The organism is Mucilaginibacter sp. NFR10 (genome assembly GCF_900100445.1).
Lineage (GTDB): Bacteria > Bacteroidota > Bacteroidia > Sphingobacteriales > Sphingobacteriaceae > Mucilaginibacter > Mucilaginibacter rubeus.
Genome location: NZ_FMTV01000013.1, coordinates 33,396 through 49,307, shown reverse-complemented (window position 1 = coordinate 49,307; position 15,912 = coordinate 33,396). Strand labels below are relative to the sequence as shown.

Sequence of the window (15,912 nt, the reverse complement as noted above, 5' to 3'; positions counted from 1 at the left end):
ATATTAATACCTCGTGTATTAATGTGTTTAATTGGTTAAACTAAGGTAAGGGATGTATTTTAAATTTGCAACTAAATTTTTAGTTATTAATTTCTTAAACTTTAAATCATCATATTCGTTGTGATACTTCATACCATTTTATAAATGAACATAACCTTCCATGGTGCTGCCCGTAACGTAACCGGCAGCAAGCATTTACTCCGCTTAAACGACGGTACCAGCATATTATTAGACTGCGGCATGTTCCAGGGACTGGGCGAGCAAACCGAAGAAATGAACGAACATTTTGGCTTTAATCCCAAAGGTGTAACGCACATGATCCTTTCGCACGCCCATATTGACCATTGCGGCTTAATTCCGCGGCTGGTTGCCGAAGGGTTTGAGGGGAACATTTACTGCACCCCGGCCACAATGGACCTTACACGCATCCTGCTGCTCGATTCGGCAAAGATCCAGGTACAGGACACCGAGTATAGTAACAAACACCGCATCCGCAAAGGCTTGCCGCTGCTTAATCCTTTGTACACCGAAGAGGATGTGATGGAGGCCCTTCGCCTGTTCAAAATTGTTGAATATGGCGAAGAGTTTGAAATTACCCCATCCGTAAAATTCAACTTTACCGACGCTGGGCATATTCTGGGCAGCGCGGCAGTGCATATTACTGTTGCAGAAAACGGTAGGGATACCCACATTACTTTTAGCGGCGATGTTGGCCGTTATGACGATCTGCTGTTGAAAAACCCGCAAACATTTGAGCAGGCCGATTATATTTTACTGGAATCAACCTATGGCGATTCGCTGCATAAAGAACTGGGGCCTATTGAAGAGTCACTACTGGAGATCATTAAACAAACCTGCGAAGTAAAAAATGGCAAGGTGATTATCCCGGCATTCAGCGTTGGCCGTACGCAGGAATTATTGTACGCCTTAAACGGCCTGGAACTGAAAGGCATCCTGCCGGATGTTCCTTATTATGTAGATAGCCCGCTATCGGAAAAAGCAACCGAAGTATTGATGAACCACACCGAGGTTTATAATAAAAATGTGCAGGAAGTTTTAAAAACCGATGCCAATCCTTTTGGATTTAAGGGTTTGCGCTTTATTGAAAGTGTGGAGGAATCAAAGGCGCTGAATAACGATCCGCGGCCCTGCGTCATCATTTCCTCATCGGGCATGGCCGAGGCCGGAAGGGTAAAGCACCACATTAAAAACAATATTAATAATCAAAAGAATACCATTTTAATGGTTGGTTACGCAGAACCAAATTCATTAGGCGGCAGGTTATTGCGCGGTGACCATGAGGTACACATTTTTGGTGAAATGTATGAGGTAAAAGCCGAGGTCCGCTCCATTAAATCAATGAGCGCCCACGGCGATTATGACGACCTGCTCCATTTCCTGGCCTGCCAGGACCCCGCATTGGTAAAAACCATATTTCTGGTTCACGGCGAGTACGAAGTGCAGCAGCATTTTGCCGGGAAAATAAAAGCGCACGGTTTCCATCATGTTGAGATCCCGTATCAGCACCAGAAAATTAATTTGGAGTAAATCATTACTAACAAGTGCTTTATCTTAACCGTCATCCTGAACTTGTTTCAGGACCCCACAGGACAGGTCGTCCACACGCATGGCTTACACCTTGCATGTGAGGTGCCGAAATAAATTCGGCATGACGCGTAGTAGGTTTTTACTACTTTCCCACCTGCTTTATCACCGCGATAATATCCTCTTCGCCAAAAGCAGCTTCGGCGGCCTGGTAGGTTTGATAAGCAGTTTCGCCAAGCGGGGTAGATAAACCGAGGTCTTTAGCCAGGCGCAGATCTTTGGCGATATGTTTTAATGCAAAAGCTGCGCTATAATTATTATTAACAATGGCATCGCCTTTTATTTTGATGAACGGGCTGCCCAGGGCACTGTTACCGATCAGCGTAGTTAGTGCTTCGGCTTCAATGCCATTTTGTTGTGCCAGCGTTATTGTTTCGGCAAGGCCTTGTGCAACAATGCCAAGCAAAGTATTAATGGCCAGCTTAGCCGCGTTACCTGCGCCGGTGCCACCAACCAGCATAACCAGTTTACCCATTTTTTCGAGGATAGGTTTAGCCTGCTCAAATGCACCCGCCTCGCCTCCCGCCATGATAACCAGCATGGCATCCTCCGCCTGTTTGACACTGCCTGATACCGGGGCGTCCAGGTAATAATTACCTTGAGCCTTGCATGCGGCTGCCATCTCCTTACTGATAGCAGGCGAAACTGTGCTCATGTTAATGATTATTTTGCCGCTTACTTTTGCGGCAAGTAAACCTTCATCACCATGAAAAATATCATTAATGGCCTTATCGTCTGATACCATGATAAAAAGAACATCAGCAGCATTCAACAATAAGGCAGGCGAAGCAGCTATACCAATGCCCTGTGCCTTAAACGCCTCTTCCTTATCCTTGCTTCGGTTATAAACACTGAGCGGATATCCGGCTTTAATTAATTGCTGCGACATTGGAACGCCCATTTTACCTAATCCTATCCATCCTGTTTTAACTGTATTCATAATAGCTATTTTGTTTTTGTTTTATATAGATTTTATTGATGTCAATTTCTCTCTTCTAGTCATCTAAACAGACGACAAAAAACCTAATTACCGAATATTTTTGCGGATGCGGCTCAACGATTGAGGCGTTACGCCAAGGTACGACGCGATATCGGTAAGTGACACTCTCCTGGCAACCTCGGGCTGCCGCTCCAAAAACAACCGGTACCTTTCCGACGAGTCGTAACCAAGATAGGTGTTGCGCGTTTTTATCTTCTCCATAAGCGTATGCTGCGAAATCTGATCGATCATTCCTTTGAGATAAGGCAGCTCTTCATATAAAGCCAGCAGGTTGCTTTTGCTAACAACCAATAGTTCTGTATCGCAGGCGGCCTGAATACTTTCATCAGCGATCAGGTTGTTATTAAAGCTGTACAGAATGGTGCAAAACTGATTGTCCTTTAAAAAGAAATAAGTAACCTCATTTTCCTTCTCATTTCGCGCCATAATACGCAGTATGCCGTTGGTAATAAAAAAGAGCTGTCTTGCTACATGCCCCAGCTGCAAAAGCGTATCCCCTTCTTTAAATTTCATTGGCTCAAAGGCTTTTAGTATGAGCTCCTGATCATCAACCGGGATAGGTTTTAACTGCTGTAACCTGGCTATAAGTTGCTGTTGCATGATACAAAGATCAGGTAAAATTGAAGTAAAAGCATCAATAAAAAAAGTCCTTGCGAGGAACGAAGCAACAAGCCTCCTCTAAATCCTCCCCTGAGGGAGATTTTTATTTATCTCATTTTAAAGCCCTTCCTTCCGGGGAGGGTTTGGGTGGGGCTAACCCGCCTGCCCTATTTCCAATTTACTGATCTTATTGCCGGCACCAATCGTAAACTTAAAGTAGGTTTTGAAATCGCCCCACTGGTCGCTGTGAAATTTGCCGTATAGGTGCAGCCCGCCTTGCTCCACCTTATCGATACTGGTAAAACGTTCATGGCCTAAAGCTTTTTCAAAAAAACTTTTAAAGTCCATTTTATTACCATCATCAAAAAGCTGGGCATCATTGGTGAACAAAGCAAACCAAGCTTGTCGGTCACCGCTTTGCAGGGCATCGATGGCTTGTTTCACTACCGGGTTAGTTAACTTTTCGGCATTCATGGTATTGACGTTTTGGATAGTTGAAGTAGTTGCTTTTACAGATTGAGCATTTACAGCAGAAGTAATTAGCGTGCCGTATATGATATAATGATTAAGCGTTTTCATGACATGGTAGATGTATAATCAAATAATGCTGCTTTTTGAATTAAATACAGGTAGCAGCTTATAGCTATGACTATAAGCTGCTACCCTATGTTACTAAACTGACCATTAATTTGTTGCGCCGCCATTTACCAACAGGTGTTGTCCGTTCACAAATGATGAAAGATCGCTGGCGAAAAACTCGGCCACATTGGCCACATCTTCAACTTCGGCCAGGCGGCCCATCGGACAACTGTCAAGCAATTGTTTTCTTAATGCGGGGTAACTATCAGCTTCGGCAAAGATACCTGAATGATCAACAGCAAACGGTATTATAGAGTTAACTGTTACACCACGGTGACCAATCTCTTTCGAAAGAATATCAACCAAATACCTTGGCGTAGTTTTGCTGCCGCCATACACCGCCATTCCGGGTACCGGGAACGAGGTGGTGCTTGAAGCGATGTAAATAATGCGGCCGTTATCCTCAACATTTTTGGCAGCCTGCTGCATAGTAAAGTAAGTGCCTTTTGTATTAATGCCAAACACACGGTCGAACTGTTCTTCGGTAAAATCTGTTACCGGGGTTTCCACCAGTTCGATACCGGCGTTAGCTACTACGATATCTATTTTACCAAACGCTTCTTTAGCTTCTTTAAAAAGCCTTTCAATATCAGCTACTTTACTTACATCGGCCTGCACAGCAATTACGTTCGCCCCCATCGCTTTGATGTTGCTGACCACTTCATCGGCCGATACTTTATCGCGCGAATAGTTGATCACAATATCGGCACCTAATGCTGCATAACGTTCTGCAATTGCTTTACCTAAACCACGGGCCGAGCCGGTTATTACCGCTACTTTATTATTTAATGAGTTCATGATTGTTTTTTTGATTACACCGATGAAGTTTGATTTCACCGATTGCGTTAATGATTCTATGATTATTATTCCTGTCTCTCGCTGTCTTGCTTCTTGACTCTTGCCGTCTTGCTTCTATCATTCCCCCTTCAGGGTTATGGGGCTTACGCCATTGCACCATTAGCCCCGATATTTTGTGCTGAAATCCATTTAGCATCGTCGCTTGCCAGGAAGGTTACTATTTTGGCAATATCTTCAGGCTCACCGATGCGGTTAAAGGCTGATAATGATGCCAGGCGGTCAATGATTTCCTGTGGCTTGCCTTTGGTAAACAGTTCGGTATTTGTTGGGCCCGGAGATACTGTGTTTACGTTGATGCCCCTTGCTCCCACTTCTTTGGCAAATACGCGGGTTAATTGCTCCACCGCACCTTTGGTGGCTACATAGGTAGCATAAGTTGGCATCATAACGCGGGTAGTGGTTGATGAAAAATTGATGATACTGCCGCCATTGGCCAGTTTAGTTGCGGCTTCGCGCATGGTATTAAATGTTCCGCGAACGTTGATATCAAACTGGCGGGTAAAATCCTCGTCGGTAGTGTCTTTTATTAATTTGGTAATCATGATGCCGGCGTTGTTTACCAGTACATCAATTTTGCCGTAATGAGCTATCGCTGCGTCAAACATAGCTGCTACTTCATCGGCTTTGCTTACGTCGGCTTGCAGCGCAATGGCGTCGCCGCCTTGTTGTTTGATGGAGTTTACGGTTTGGTCGGCTGCTTCTTTACCGCCTGCGTAGTTGATAATTACTTTAGCGCCTTCGGCTGCTAATTTGTGGGCTACTGCTGCACCGATGCCTCTTGAGGCACCGGTTACTAATACTACTTTTGATGCTAATGTGTTCATGGTTTCCTTTGTTATTTTATTTGTGTTTTGTTGTCGTTGATTGACAATACAAAGGTGGCAAGGGCGAGGCCCCTGAATGATACACATATCAAAGCATTACATACGAATATCTAAGAAGCTATTTAAAAACGATAATTTCCAAATGTAGAGACGCATCACATGCGTCTCCCGCATGCAATTTTCGCATGCCTTGCCTATGGAACGCGGCTTATCCTACGGGAGACGCATGTAATGCGTCTCTACAAAAACCAACCTGTCCTGATGAGATTATAAAAACAGGGATTCCCGGCGATATTAGCTATATCCCCGCATGCGCCTTCCTGAACAGCACCGGCGACATATCCGTATGCTTTTTAAAATAATTACTGAAATGGGTAGCTTCAGAAAAACCCAGGCGATATGCAATTTCTTTAATGGAGAGTTTCGAGTTCTGCAACAGGGCCTTGGCCTCAGCTATAGTTTTTTCGGCAATCCAGGTGCTGATGGTTTTGCCCGTTTTTATTTTGATAACGTTACTCAGGTAGTTGGGATGAAGGCTTTGCGCGTCGGCGTAGTCCTGCACCCGGAAAGCCTGTTCAGCTGTACCATTGCTCAGGTCGCGGTAATGTTTTTCAAGCAGGCGTTTAAAGTTTTTTACAATTTCCGAGCTCCGGTTGCCTTCATATATCGGGTTATAATCTTTCCAGAAATATTCTTTGAATTTTAACAGCACCACCACAAACAGGTTACCGATGATCCGGTAACGATATGGGCTATCTGAATTATACTCTTTCAGAATTTGATGGTATAAAATATCAAACTCTTCAAAAACTTCGGGCGTAAGTACGCGGGCCGGGAACGTTTCGGCCAGCAGAAAAGGAAACTCATCAAAAATATTGGCGTGTACGTTTTCCTTCAAAAACGATTCGCTCAGCGTAAACAGGTATACATCGCCAATACGCTCCCAGTTAAACGAACGGAAATGGCCCGGATTGGTAAAGTAAATAGCTCGCGGCTGCAGCTTATGATTTTGCTCATCAATGGTATAATCACCACTCCCATCTTTAATGAAGGCAAAAACAAAAAAGTTAAGCCTGCTCAAGGGCGATTTAAACGGCATCGGCTGATTAATATCTTTCAGGTTAAAAACCGTAAAATCGGTATGTTTTATCAGCTCAAGTGGTAAGCCCAGGTGCTTGTATTGATCATAAAGGGTATTAAAGATCTGTTTTTCACTATCCTGGTGCATGGGTGAGATGTTTACTCCAAAGCTATGAGGGATACGGGAGATTTGCAAGACGCAGGCGAATCAATAAAAAAACGGCGCATCAGTTACGATACGCCGTTTTCTATTGTACATCTAATACATTTTTAATCAAAACTTACGCTGCCGTAACTGGTACTGATGGTAATGGTTTTATCACTACCACCTTTACCTAAATGACCTTTGTAGGTTTTTGTCGGACTATAGCCACGTTCACCGTCGGCAGGGGTTTTACTGGTGATGTTAACATCATGGCCGCTATAGTTAAAGCTACCGTAGTGAACAGTGATATCAAAATCAGCATTCTGGCCGTCGCTCACTCCCAGTTTTACACTTGAATATGATGAATTAACCGAAAGATTTTTCACATTTTTATCAACCTCACCAATGTTTAACGCCCCGCTAAATTTCACATTTATATTACCGGATGTGGTGATACGGCCAATTTTTGCTGAGCCGTAGCTTACATCAGCATTGAGTTTATCACAATCACCAAGATTAAGGCTGCCATAAGCTACATCCAAATCGCTGCCTGTAAGGGTGCCGATGGTTGCGCTGCCATATTTAACCCTGATCTGGTTACCGGGATTAGTTAACGCTTTGGCGCGAAGACTGCCGTATGAGTTGTTAATACTCAACTTACCAGCAAGATCGGGTAACTCGGTACTGCCGTATTTATTGGTGATGGTAAGCGGATTTTTAGCGGGCATATAAACTGTGTAATTGATATCAAGTTTGCGGAAACCTGATTTTTTCCCAAAAATTGATCCCCAAAAATCATTCCCATCATCACCCTGGTTAATATAAGTTCTGAATGAAACACCTGCCCCATCTTTACTATCCCGAATACTTACGTTATCGAGCATTTTTTGTACTTTATCAGCATCAGTAGCCCCCGCTACAATCTGTACATCAACTTTAACTTCGTTTTTAGGCCAGGTAAATACTGTTATTTTACCATATTTATTATCAATGTTGATCACATCGTTGCCGTCAACATTATAGCTTTTGCTGTAGCTTTTGGTTTTTTCAACTATATCGCCGTTTTGTACCTGCTTTTCATAGCGCTCATCACCATCGTAACTGTAGCTAAAGTTCTGGTCGAAGTTTTTAAAGCCGAAGTTTATATTAGGACTAAGCATCTCAAATTTATCGGCAAACTTCAAGCTGTCAAATCCTTTAAACTTCATTTTAAATTTTAGCGTGTCGAGCTTTTTAAGTTTAAGGCTATCCTTAAACTTAAAAGCAAGCTGTTTGTTCAGCTTCAGCATATTTTGCATTTTAAAATGCAATTGCTTTTGCTGCTGCACGCGCAGGTTGCTCATTTCCTTTTGCAGTTCGCGCATTTTGGCGTTCAGCTCCTTCATTTTTTGCTGATATTCCTTGCTGTCGGTTACCGAAGTCCAGCCATCCCCGTTCAATTCAGCGGCGGGAGACGGTGTAGGAGGCAATTTTGGCATTGCCGGCGCAGGCGGGGCTGCAGGACTTACCTGTGCAAAGTTTGCTGTACTTATGGCTAATAAGCCGATAAGCATAAGCAGGGCCGGACTAAATATCTTTGGTTTCATTGTTTTGTTCCTTTTTCATCTGGTTAAACTGTTCAATTACATTTAATTGCTGAGTTAGCACCTCGGTTTGTATTTGCAGGTTCCGGATCATTGCACGTAAAACACGTTCCTGGTTAGGGCTGGTGGCTAAATCATTGTTTAGTTTTTTATAGGTGGAATCCATCTTGGCTATCTCGGCGCTGAACTCCTTGTATAGCTGAGGATCATTTTTAGATGCTGATTTAAGTTCGGTAAGCTTGGTTTCAACAAGCGATGCATAGCGCACCTGCTGTTGGGCGTACTCGGGGTTAATAGCGGCAAGGTCAACGCCTTTTGTTCCTTTTTGGCTTTGTATATATATGCCGAAGCCTATACCCATTATGATGATCACCGATGCGGCCACTTTTAGCACGAAGCCCAGCGAAAAAGTCTTTGCTTCCAGCTTTTTTGGCTGCTCCTGCTCCTGTTCCAAAAAATTGAGCTGTGCCTCAATTTTACCCCACAAATCTGCCGATGGTTCTATTTCGTTAAATTCCTCGTTATTGTCGTGCATGAAATCTTCAAATCGCTTGCTCATGATACTTGTCCTTTCCTGTTTAAAATTTCAATTAACTTTCTTTTAGCTCTCAAAAACTGGGTTCTTGATGTGTTTTCTGATATATTCAATATTTGACCTATTTCTTCGTGGTCATACCCTTCAAGCAGATATAATGATATCACCACGCGATAGCCATCGGGCAACTGTTTCATGCCTTCTTTTACCCTGGCAACCTGGTACTGCAGGTCTTCATCGTCCCAGCTCTCGTCATCGGCAATATTTTCAAGATGGCCATCTTCCAGCTCAACCAGTTCCAGCTTTCGTTTGCGCAGCAGGTTGATCGACCGGTTTACAACGATCTGCTTAAGCCAGAGGCCAAATGTGGTATCCTGCCTAAAATCCTTCAGCTTGGCAAAGGCATCCACAAAAGCTTCCTGCAGCACATCTTCTGCTTCGGCAATATCGCCCACTATCCGAAAGGCCACGTTCAGCATAGCTTTCGAATACAAACGGTAAAGCTCATAACAGGCTTTTTTGCTCCCCTGTTTGCACTCAATTACCAGGTTGTAATGTTTATCAATATATATTGCTTCCAAATTCGCGACCGGCTTCAGGTTAATAGACGCAAGGCATTTTGCAACGTTGCACGTATGTGAAAAATATTTTTTTAATAAGGAATAATTTTTTTGACAGTTTTAAGTTAAGATGGATTTAGATAAGCAAATCGCCTGAAAAATGCCTGACAAAATAGTTTGATAAAACAGCATAATCAAGACGTGTCATTGCTTCGTTCCTAATGATACACTCATAAGTTATTGATTATTAAATATATTTTAAAAATTAGCCTATAAATATGGGCGTTGCCTGCGGCCCGTGCTATGCGCTCATACTGCACAGGCATTAGCCACAAGGCCGGTATCCGCTCCTATCACTAACGCGGCCACCGCATAACATCACTAAAATATATATTGTACACGTTATCACTTTTTTTAGGATTTCACATGGTGGTTCCTCCAATGAGGCTTTTTTAAACATCATCTGCACATCATCCAGCAACATCTTTTAATCCTAAAAATCAGGGTTCAGATATTCATCCACCGCTTTCACCGCATTATCATACCTATCCTGCCCAAGGCCTGATATTACTACATACCGGGCGTTGAGCGCCTGGAGTTCGCGGTGCCAAACGTTCATGAAATATGCGCGCTTGGTTGGGAAATTGCGCAAGGGATCATCCTGCCAGGGCAGATCGATATCCAGCAGTAAATAAAAATCATAAGGATGGTAGGGCAATTCGTCAAGCACCTCCTGCGGGGCGCTGCCAAACATTTCCTCGCTCCAAATTTTCACTGTTAAAAAAGTAGTATCACAAATCAGGATCCCGTTAGCTTGTGGTAGCAGTTTTTTTTCGAGCGCCAGCTGGCCATGAAACATATTCACCTCATCCTGCCAGGTGCAATCGCCAATGAGATTGGCACAATACTCGCGCGAATACTCGGGTACAGCCAGAGTATTGTAATGCGCCGCCAAATATTCAGACATGGTAGATTTACCTGTTGATTCGGGGCCTACAACTGCTATTTTGAGTATTTTGTTCATGAGGTAAAATTACATTAAATAAAAATCCCCTCATGGGAGGGGGCGCGGTGGATGGTGCGGCCGCAGGGGTGTGTTCTTCGCGCGAAGAGAAACACACCCCTCCACCCCTCTCAAGAGGGGAATCGCACAAGGCCTTCGCGTTTAGCGATGGCTTAGTTATTTTATCGAAACCAGACTACCTCTAATCTCTCCTCTACTCCGTTTTCTTCGGAACCCTTGTTGGTGTATCCTGGCCCGAAACTATAGTGCGCGAGCTTAGGGCTATCGCGCGGATGGTCGAAGTGATATTATTCACATCCAGCGAACTAAATTCATCGCCAACAGTATGGTATAATTTGTCAATATCGATCTGGTCGGTTGAGATGGTGTGGGCCGGTACGCCAACTTCGGCCAGCGACGCGTTATCACTTCTGTAAAACAGGTCCTGGTCCGGGTAAGGGTCCGGGTAAAACTTAAAGGCTGTGCCTTTCAGGTTCTTCTGCAGGATCTTGCCAAAATCAGATCTTTCAAACCCGGTAATAAATGCCGAGTTAGTGCCAAATTTAGATGCCTTACCAATCATTTCGATGTTGAACATGGCAACTACCTTATCTGCATCTATTTGTTTGGCAAAATACTGCGACCCGTATTCGCCAATTTCTTCGGCAGTAAAGGCTACGAAAATAAGCGTACGGGCATTATTGTTGAGCTTTTTATAATATTTAGCCAGGCTCAATACAGCGGTTGTGCCCGAAGCGTCATCATCCGCGCCATTGGCAATGCTGTCTGTTACGCCGGGTTTATCAGGTTTGATAATCCCTAAGTGGTCATAGTGTCCCGAAAATACCACATATTCATTCGGTTTGGTTTTCCCGGGGAGGATACCGGCAACATTAAACAGCGGCAATTCTTCATTTTTGATATCACAGTTAACATCAAACAATGCTGTGTTATCGAACTTGCCCAATACAAATACCAGGGGCTGCTTTACTGTGCCTTTAAAATTTGTGCTGCCTGTCCCCAGGTACGACTTAACCCGGCTAAACAAGTCTTTAAATTTAGGGTCGATCAGCAAAAGTGTTTTTTTGCCGCTTTGTGAAGCTGCCCGGTACTCGGTCCTGAAATTTTTATCCGCACCAACGGTAACTACCTGTACATCTTTATCGCTTGCCCATTTAAACGAATCCGTACTGCTTGCAAACGCGCTGTCGGCAGCAATAGTCTTACCATCGATGCTTACAGTCAAGCTAACAGGGGTCGACCGTACCATCGTAAAGTTTTGACGGTAACCGGTATTGCCTGCCATAGGTTTAAGACCGGCCTTTTTATATTCGCCCTCAATAAATGTAGCGGCCTTTTCAATGCCCGGCGTAAAAGTGGCCCTGCCCTGCATATCATCGGCCGACAGGGTTTTGATAATCCGGGTTACATCATCTTTACTAATGAGTTTATTAACATCTTGCGCAAAACCATAAGCCGAAACGCTTAACAATGCCGCTGTTATTATCGAGATCTTTTTCATAGTTATTTGACTTTTGATTGCAGCCAGTTGTTACGGAAAGTTTCCTGCTCTTTGCTCAATTGTTTGCCTGCCTTTTCAAAGGTTGCCACTTCAAAGTTGGGGTTTTCCTCAAGCGTTATCGTAGTTTCATGGGCACCGGTCCGGTTTTTATAGTTTACCATGATCTTATCGCCCGGCTTTTTATCGGCAATGGCATCACTAAACCCTTTCTGATCTTTAATATCTTTTCCATCAACTTTCAGGATCACATCACCCGCATCGATGCCTGCTTTGTAAACCGGGGTGCCTATAGTCGTGCTCGACAATATTGGCAAACCTTCGGCATCCGCGGCGCGTACCTGCCCGGCGCGGCCACGGCCCGGCGTAACTGCCAGCGGACCGGCCCAACCTTTGCCCGGCTGTACTTTACGCAGTACCAGGCCTGCTTTAGCCAATAGTTCTTCGTAATTGTTTTTATCGGTCCCGTTAATGTAACGCTTAAAGAAATCAGCAGCAAATTTGGGGTTGTTGGTTACTTTGCCCAAATCGGTTTGGAGATCGGGAATGGTATACGGTTTCATTACCTTACCGCGTGTAAGCCAAACAGCACGCATGTAATCATCAAGCGTCATGTTAAAATCGCTGCGGAGGCGAAGGTCGAGCGCCAAAGCGATGGCGCCGCCATAAGTGTAATAACTGGTAAAATCGTTAACGTTGTTGTTAGGATCTATAGATACACCAGCATCGGCAAAAACCGAATAGCGGCTCATTTGGGCGGCCGAATATTTGGCAGCGGCAGGTGTGTTTAAGATCTGGTTTACCAAACCGGCAATGGTTTTGGTATAATCATCAACCGTTACAAAGCCGGCGCGGGTAAGTAATAATTCGCCGTAATATTGCGTAAAACCTTCGGCAAACCAAAGCTCACTGCTCATGTTGGCGTGTTCAAAGTTAAAAGGCTCCAATGATTTTGGGCGGATGCGTTTTACATTCCAGCTATGGAAGTATTCATGAGCATAAACACCCATGAGATTATTTTCAAATCCTTCAACCTTGGGTGCCGGAATAGTTATAGAAGTGGAGTTACGATGTTCCATACCGTCGCCTGATACAGCAGGATTTACATCGCTAACAAAAGTGTACTCGCCAAAATCATAAGTGGGCAGTTCGCCAAATACGGCTTTTTCTTCCAACACCAGCTTCTGGATCATCTTGCCGAAGTTATCAATCACACCCTGGCTATCGTCTGAGTGCATGGTCAGGTTTATTTTTTCTTTCTTACCATCGGTATTTACTACTTCCCAACTGCTAACGTTGTAATTGGACAGTTCGGTAGGGCTATCCATCATATATTGCAGATTGGGTGCGCTGTACACATTTGAGCCTTCATGTTTAAGTTGTGAAGCTACTTTCCAGCCGTATTTATCAATGTCGTTAAACTCAAAGGTAAGGGGGCGTTTATCCTGCCCTACCACCCACATAAACGTGGCGGGCATATTCAGGTGGGCATGGCTCGGATCGATAGAAGCATAAGTGCCATCGGTCCAGTTGCCAAAAAGTGTATAGCTCACTTTCACCGCTGCCGGGTGTTCTCCCACTTCGTAAACATCGCCTTCAATTTGGGTTAAAGGCAACTCCTTACCGTCAACATCGGTAGCTTTAACGTTATAAATATTTTTACCAAACTCATGGGTTGCATACCGGCCGGCAGATGAGCGGCTCATCCGTACCCTGAAAGCGCCTGATGGTGCCTGCGGAATGGTCATGCTTATCTCAGCCTCATGATGGGCGGCGTTTGGGAATGATATGGAATAATAAATAGCTTTTTGTGGTTCCTGCTGTGCCATAGTACTGCACGCAAGTACCGAGGCGGCGGTAAAGAGTAGTAATTTTTTCATCAACTTAAATTATCTGCGCTGAAATTACTATTAAATCACGAAAAAATAATATCAATATTATTATGCAGAAAATCGTTCTTAAAATAGGTAATGCAATCAGCAGGCGGATAAAATGATTTTTTTTTCGCTCACTTCTACATGTTAATTGTGGCAGGTTTAAAAAGCGTTAGCGTAAAGAACCCCTAAACCCCATTTAAAAAGGCTTAATCCGGTCGCATTCATTTTATTATATGTACATTTAAAGAAATTTGCCGGCTTATGATCCTTTTTTCAAAAAGAAATCTATACTACACCGATTACCAATGGACTACTTACATCCCGAATGATCCACGTGTAAATGGCAGGCCCGATCATACTGCGTTCAATAAAAATGAAGGGAACGAAATGGTATACCTGATCAACAAGTTAATGATGATATGGGATTATCGTTTTGCCAACACCGGCAATAAAATGGAAAAACTGATCCACGATAAGCTACCGGCCGAAATCTCCAGCCAGGAAGATGTGCAGAACTGGCTTAAATTAAACCTGAAATTTTAGGCAAAAAAAGCTAAAAACGGAATGCTTAAAGCTTAAAGCAGGAATAGCAGGAAGCAAGTTAATCGCTTTTCGCTTTGGGCGTTCGGCTTTAAGCTTCCGGCCCTATCCAAACAATAAGCTAAAAACCTCTTCAATACTGCTCACAATCTTAATGTCGATATCATAGCGTGACAGATCCATCCGCTTTTTATCCTGACCGCTGGCAGGGAGGTTGTATTTAGAGATAAAGATCTGGTTAAAGCCAAGTTTCTGCGCTTCGGCAATACGCTGCTCAACACGGTTCACCGCCCTAATCTCACCAGAGAGACCGAGCTCCCCAGCAAAGCAGGTTTTGAACGGAATGGGCATATCCTCATGCGATGATATGATGGCCGCCGCCAAACCAAGGTCAATAGCCGGGTCCTCAACCCTGATACCGCCGGTAATATTCAGGAACACATCCTTTGCACCCAACCTAAAACCGCAGCGTTTTTCCAATACAGCCAACAACATACTCATACGTTTGGTATCGAAGCCTGTAGCAGTACGTTGTGGCGTTCCATAGGCCGACGCACTAACCAAGGCCTGGGTCTCAATCAGCATCGGCCTCATACCTTCTAAGGTAGCCGAAATAGTGATGCCGCTCAATGGTGTTTCCCGGTGCGAAAGCAGGATCTCCGACGGATTGGACACCTCCCGTAATCCTTCCCCCATCATTTCGTAAATACCCAATTCGGATGCCGAGCCGAAACGGTTTTTGATGGTGCGCAATATGCGGTAAACGTGGTGCCTGTCGCCCTCAAACTGCAGCACGGTATCAACCATATGTTCCAGTATCTTCGGACCTGCTATCATACCATCCTTGGTAATATGACCAATTAAAAATACCGGCGTCGAAGTCTCTTTGGCGAAGCGAAGCAATTCGGCAGTACACTCCCTCACCTGTGATACACTACCCGGCGTCGACTCGATATGTGCCGAATGCAGAGTTTGGATAGAGTCGATCACTACCATATCAGGTTCTAATGATTCTATCTGTTTAAATATGTTTTGGGTGGATGTTTCCGTCAGTATATATGCCCCCTCGCCTATGACTCCCCCTTCGGGCGAAGCTAACCTTTCGGCCCGCATTTTTATCTGTCTTTCACTTTCCTCGCCCGATACATACAAAACTTTTTGGTTTGGCATATTGAGCGCAAGCTGCAGCATCAGGGTTGATTTGCCTATGCCCGGCTCTCCACCTATCAATACCAGTGAACCGGGCACTATCCCTCCTCCCAAAACGCGGTTAAACTCTTTATCGGGAGTTGGCACACGGTGCTCTTCGGTATAAGTGATCTCCGTTACGGCCACGGGTTTATTGGCCCGCTGCTGACTGGTTGACGCTGGCTTCCAGGCAGGTACCGCAGCGTTGCCTTTTTCAATCACCTCCTCAACAAAAGTGTTCCATTGCTGGCATGACGGGCATTTACCCAGCCACTTGGGCGATTCAAAGCCACAGCTTTGACAAAAGTACGCGATCTTGGATTTGGCCATTATTAATCAGATGTGCAGATTACAGA

The 15,912-nt window shown here is 44.3% G+C and carries 15 protein-coding genes; 2 read left to right on the top strand and 13 right to left on the bottom strand.

The features are described from left to right. Positions 1-144: 144 nt before the first annotated feature. Complete coding sequence (locus tag BLP33_RS25910; protein WP_090534683.1) at positions 145-1,548, top strand: MBL fold metallo-hydrolase RNA specificity domain-containing protein; 1,404 nt, start codon at positions 145-147, stop codon at positions 1,546-1,548. A gap of 142 nt (positions 1,549-1,690) precedes the next feature. Here BLP33_RS25910 and BLP33_RS25905 read toward each other — a convergent pair whose 3' ends face one another. The 12 genes from BLP33_RS25905 to BLP33_RS25850 form a co-directional block, all read right to left on the bottom strand. Next, positions 1,691-2,545 (bottom strand): NAD(P)-dependent oxidoreductase, encoded by an 855-nt coding sequence (locus BLP33_RS25905; RefSeq protein WP_090534682.1) that lies wholly within the window; start codon positions 2,543-2,545, stop codon positions 1,691-1,693. Positions 2,546-2,632: 87 nt separating this feature from the next. Then, a complete protein-coding gene (locus tag BLP33_RS25900; protein WP_090534679.1) occupies positions 2,633-3,205 on the bottom strand; it encodes a Crp/Fnr family transcriptional regulator in 573 nt (190 codons plus the stop codon). A gap of 153 nt (positions 3,206-3,358) precedes the next feature. Then, on the bottom strand, positions 3,359-3,784 hold the full coding sequence (locus BLP33_RS25895; RefSeq protein WP_254780272.1) for a hypothetical protein: 426 nt from the start codon (positions 3,782-3,784) through the stop codon (positions 3,359-3,361). A 105-nt stretch (positions 3,785-3,889) separates the two neighbouring features. After that, entirely contained in the window at positions 3,890-4,642 is a 753-nt protein-coding gene (locus BLP33_RS25890) for an SDR family oxidoreductase (RefSeq protein ID WP_090534708.1), read from the bottom strand. A gap of 143 nt (positions 4,643-4,785) precedes the next feature. Further along, a complete protein-coding gene (locus BLP33_RS25885; protein WP_090534677.1) occupies positions 4,786-5,526 on the bottom strand; it encodes an SDR family oxidoreductase in 741 nt (246 codons plus the stop codon). Positions 5,527-5,824: 298 nt separating this feature from the next. Beyond that, positions 5,825-6,754 carry a helix-turn-helix domain-containing protein gene (locus tag BLP33_RS25880; RefSeq protein ID WP_090534675.1) on the bottom strand — a complete coding sequence of 310 codons (930 nt, stop codon included), beginning with the start codon at positions 6,752-6,754 and terminating at the stop codon, positions 5,825-5,827. Positions 6,755-6,876: 122 nt separating this feature from the next. Further along, positions 6,877-8,337 (bottom strand): DUF4097 family beta strand repeat-containing protein, encoded by a 1,461-nt coding sequence (locus BLP33_RS25875; protein ID WP_090534674.1) that lies wholly within the window; start codon positions 8,335-8,337, stop codon positions 6,877-6,879. Beyond that, entirely contained in the window at positions 8,318-8,893 is a 576-nt protein-coding gene (locus BLP33_RS25870; protein ID WP_090534672.1) for a hypothetical protein, read from the bottom strand. Before BLP33_RS25870 ends, BLP33_RS25875 begins: the two co-directional genes overlap by 20 nt. Next, entirely contained in the window at positions 8,890-9,450 is a 561-nt protein-coding gene (locus tag BLP33_RS25865) for an RNA polymerase sigma factor (RefSeq protein WP_090534670.1), read from the bottom strand. The genes BLP33_RS25870 and BLP33_RS25865 overlap by 4 nt, the downstream gene beginning before the upstream one ends. Before the next feature lie 472 nt (positions 9,451-9,922). Beyond that, positions 9,923-10,453 (bottom strand): AAA family ATPase, encoded by a 531-nt coding sequence (locus BLP33_RS25860; RefSeq protein WP_090534669.1) that lies wholly within the window; start codon positions 10,451-10,453, stop codon positions 9,923-9,925. 193 nt (positions 10,454-10,646) lie between these two features. Beyond that, complete coding sequence (locus BLP33_RS25855; RefSeq protein ID WP_090534667.1) at positions 10,647-11,954, bottom strand: M20/M25/M40 family metallo-hydrolase; 1,308 nt, start codon at positions 11,952-11,954, stop codon at positions 10,647-10,649. 2 nt (positions 11,955-11,956) lie between these two features. Beyond that, positions 11,957-13,831 (bottom strand): M61 family metallopeptidase, encoded by a 1,875-nt coding sequence (locus BLP33_RS25850; protein WP_090534664.1) that lies wholly within the window; start codon positions 13,829-13,831, stop codon positions 11,957-11,959. A 258-nt stretch (positions 13,832-14,089) separates the two neighbouring features. Between BLP33_RS25850 and BLP33_RS25845 the strand changes: the two genes are divergently transcribed. Next, on the top strand, positions 14,090-14,371 hold the full coding sequence (locus BLP33_RS25845; RefSeq protein ID WP_090534662.1) for a hypothetical protein: 282 nt from the start codon (positions 14,090-14,092) through the stop codon (positions 14,369-14,371). 102 nt (positions 14,372-14,473) lie between these two features. On the opposite strand, the gene radA is transcribed toward BLP33_RS25845, so the two are convergent. Next, on the bottom strand, positions 14,474-15,886 hold the full coding sequence (gene radA, locus BLP33_RS25840) for a DNA repair protein RadA (protein WP_090534660.1): 1,413 nt from the start codon (positions 15,884-15,886) through the stop codon (positions 14,474-14,476). Positions 15,887-15,912 lie beyond the last annotated feature (26 nt).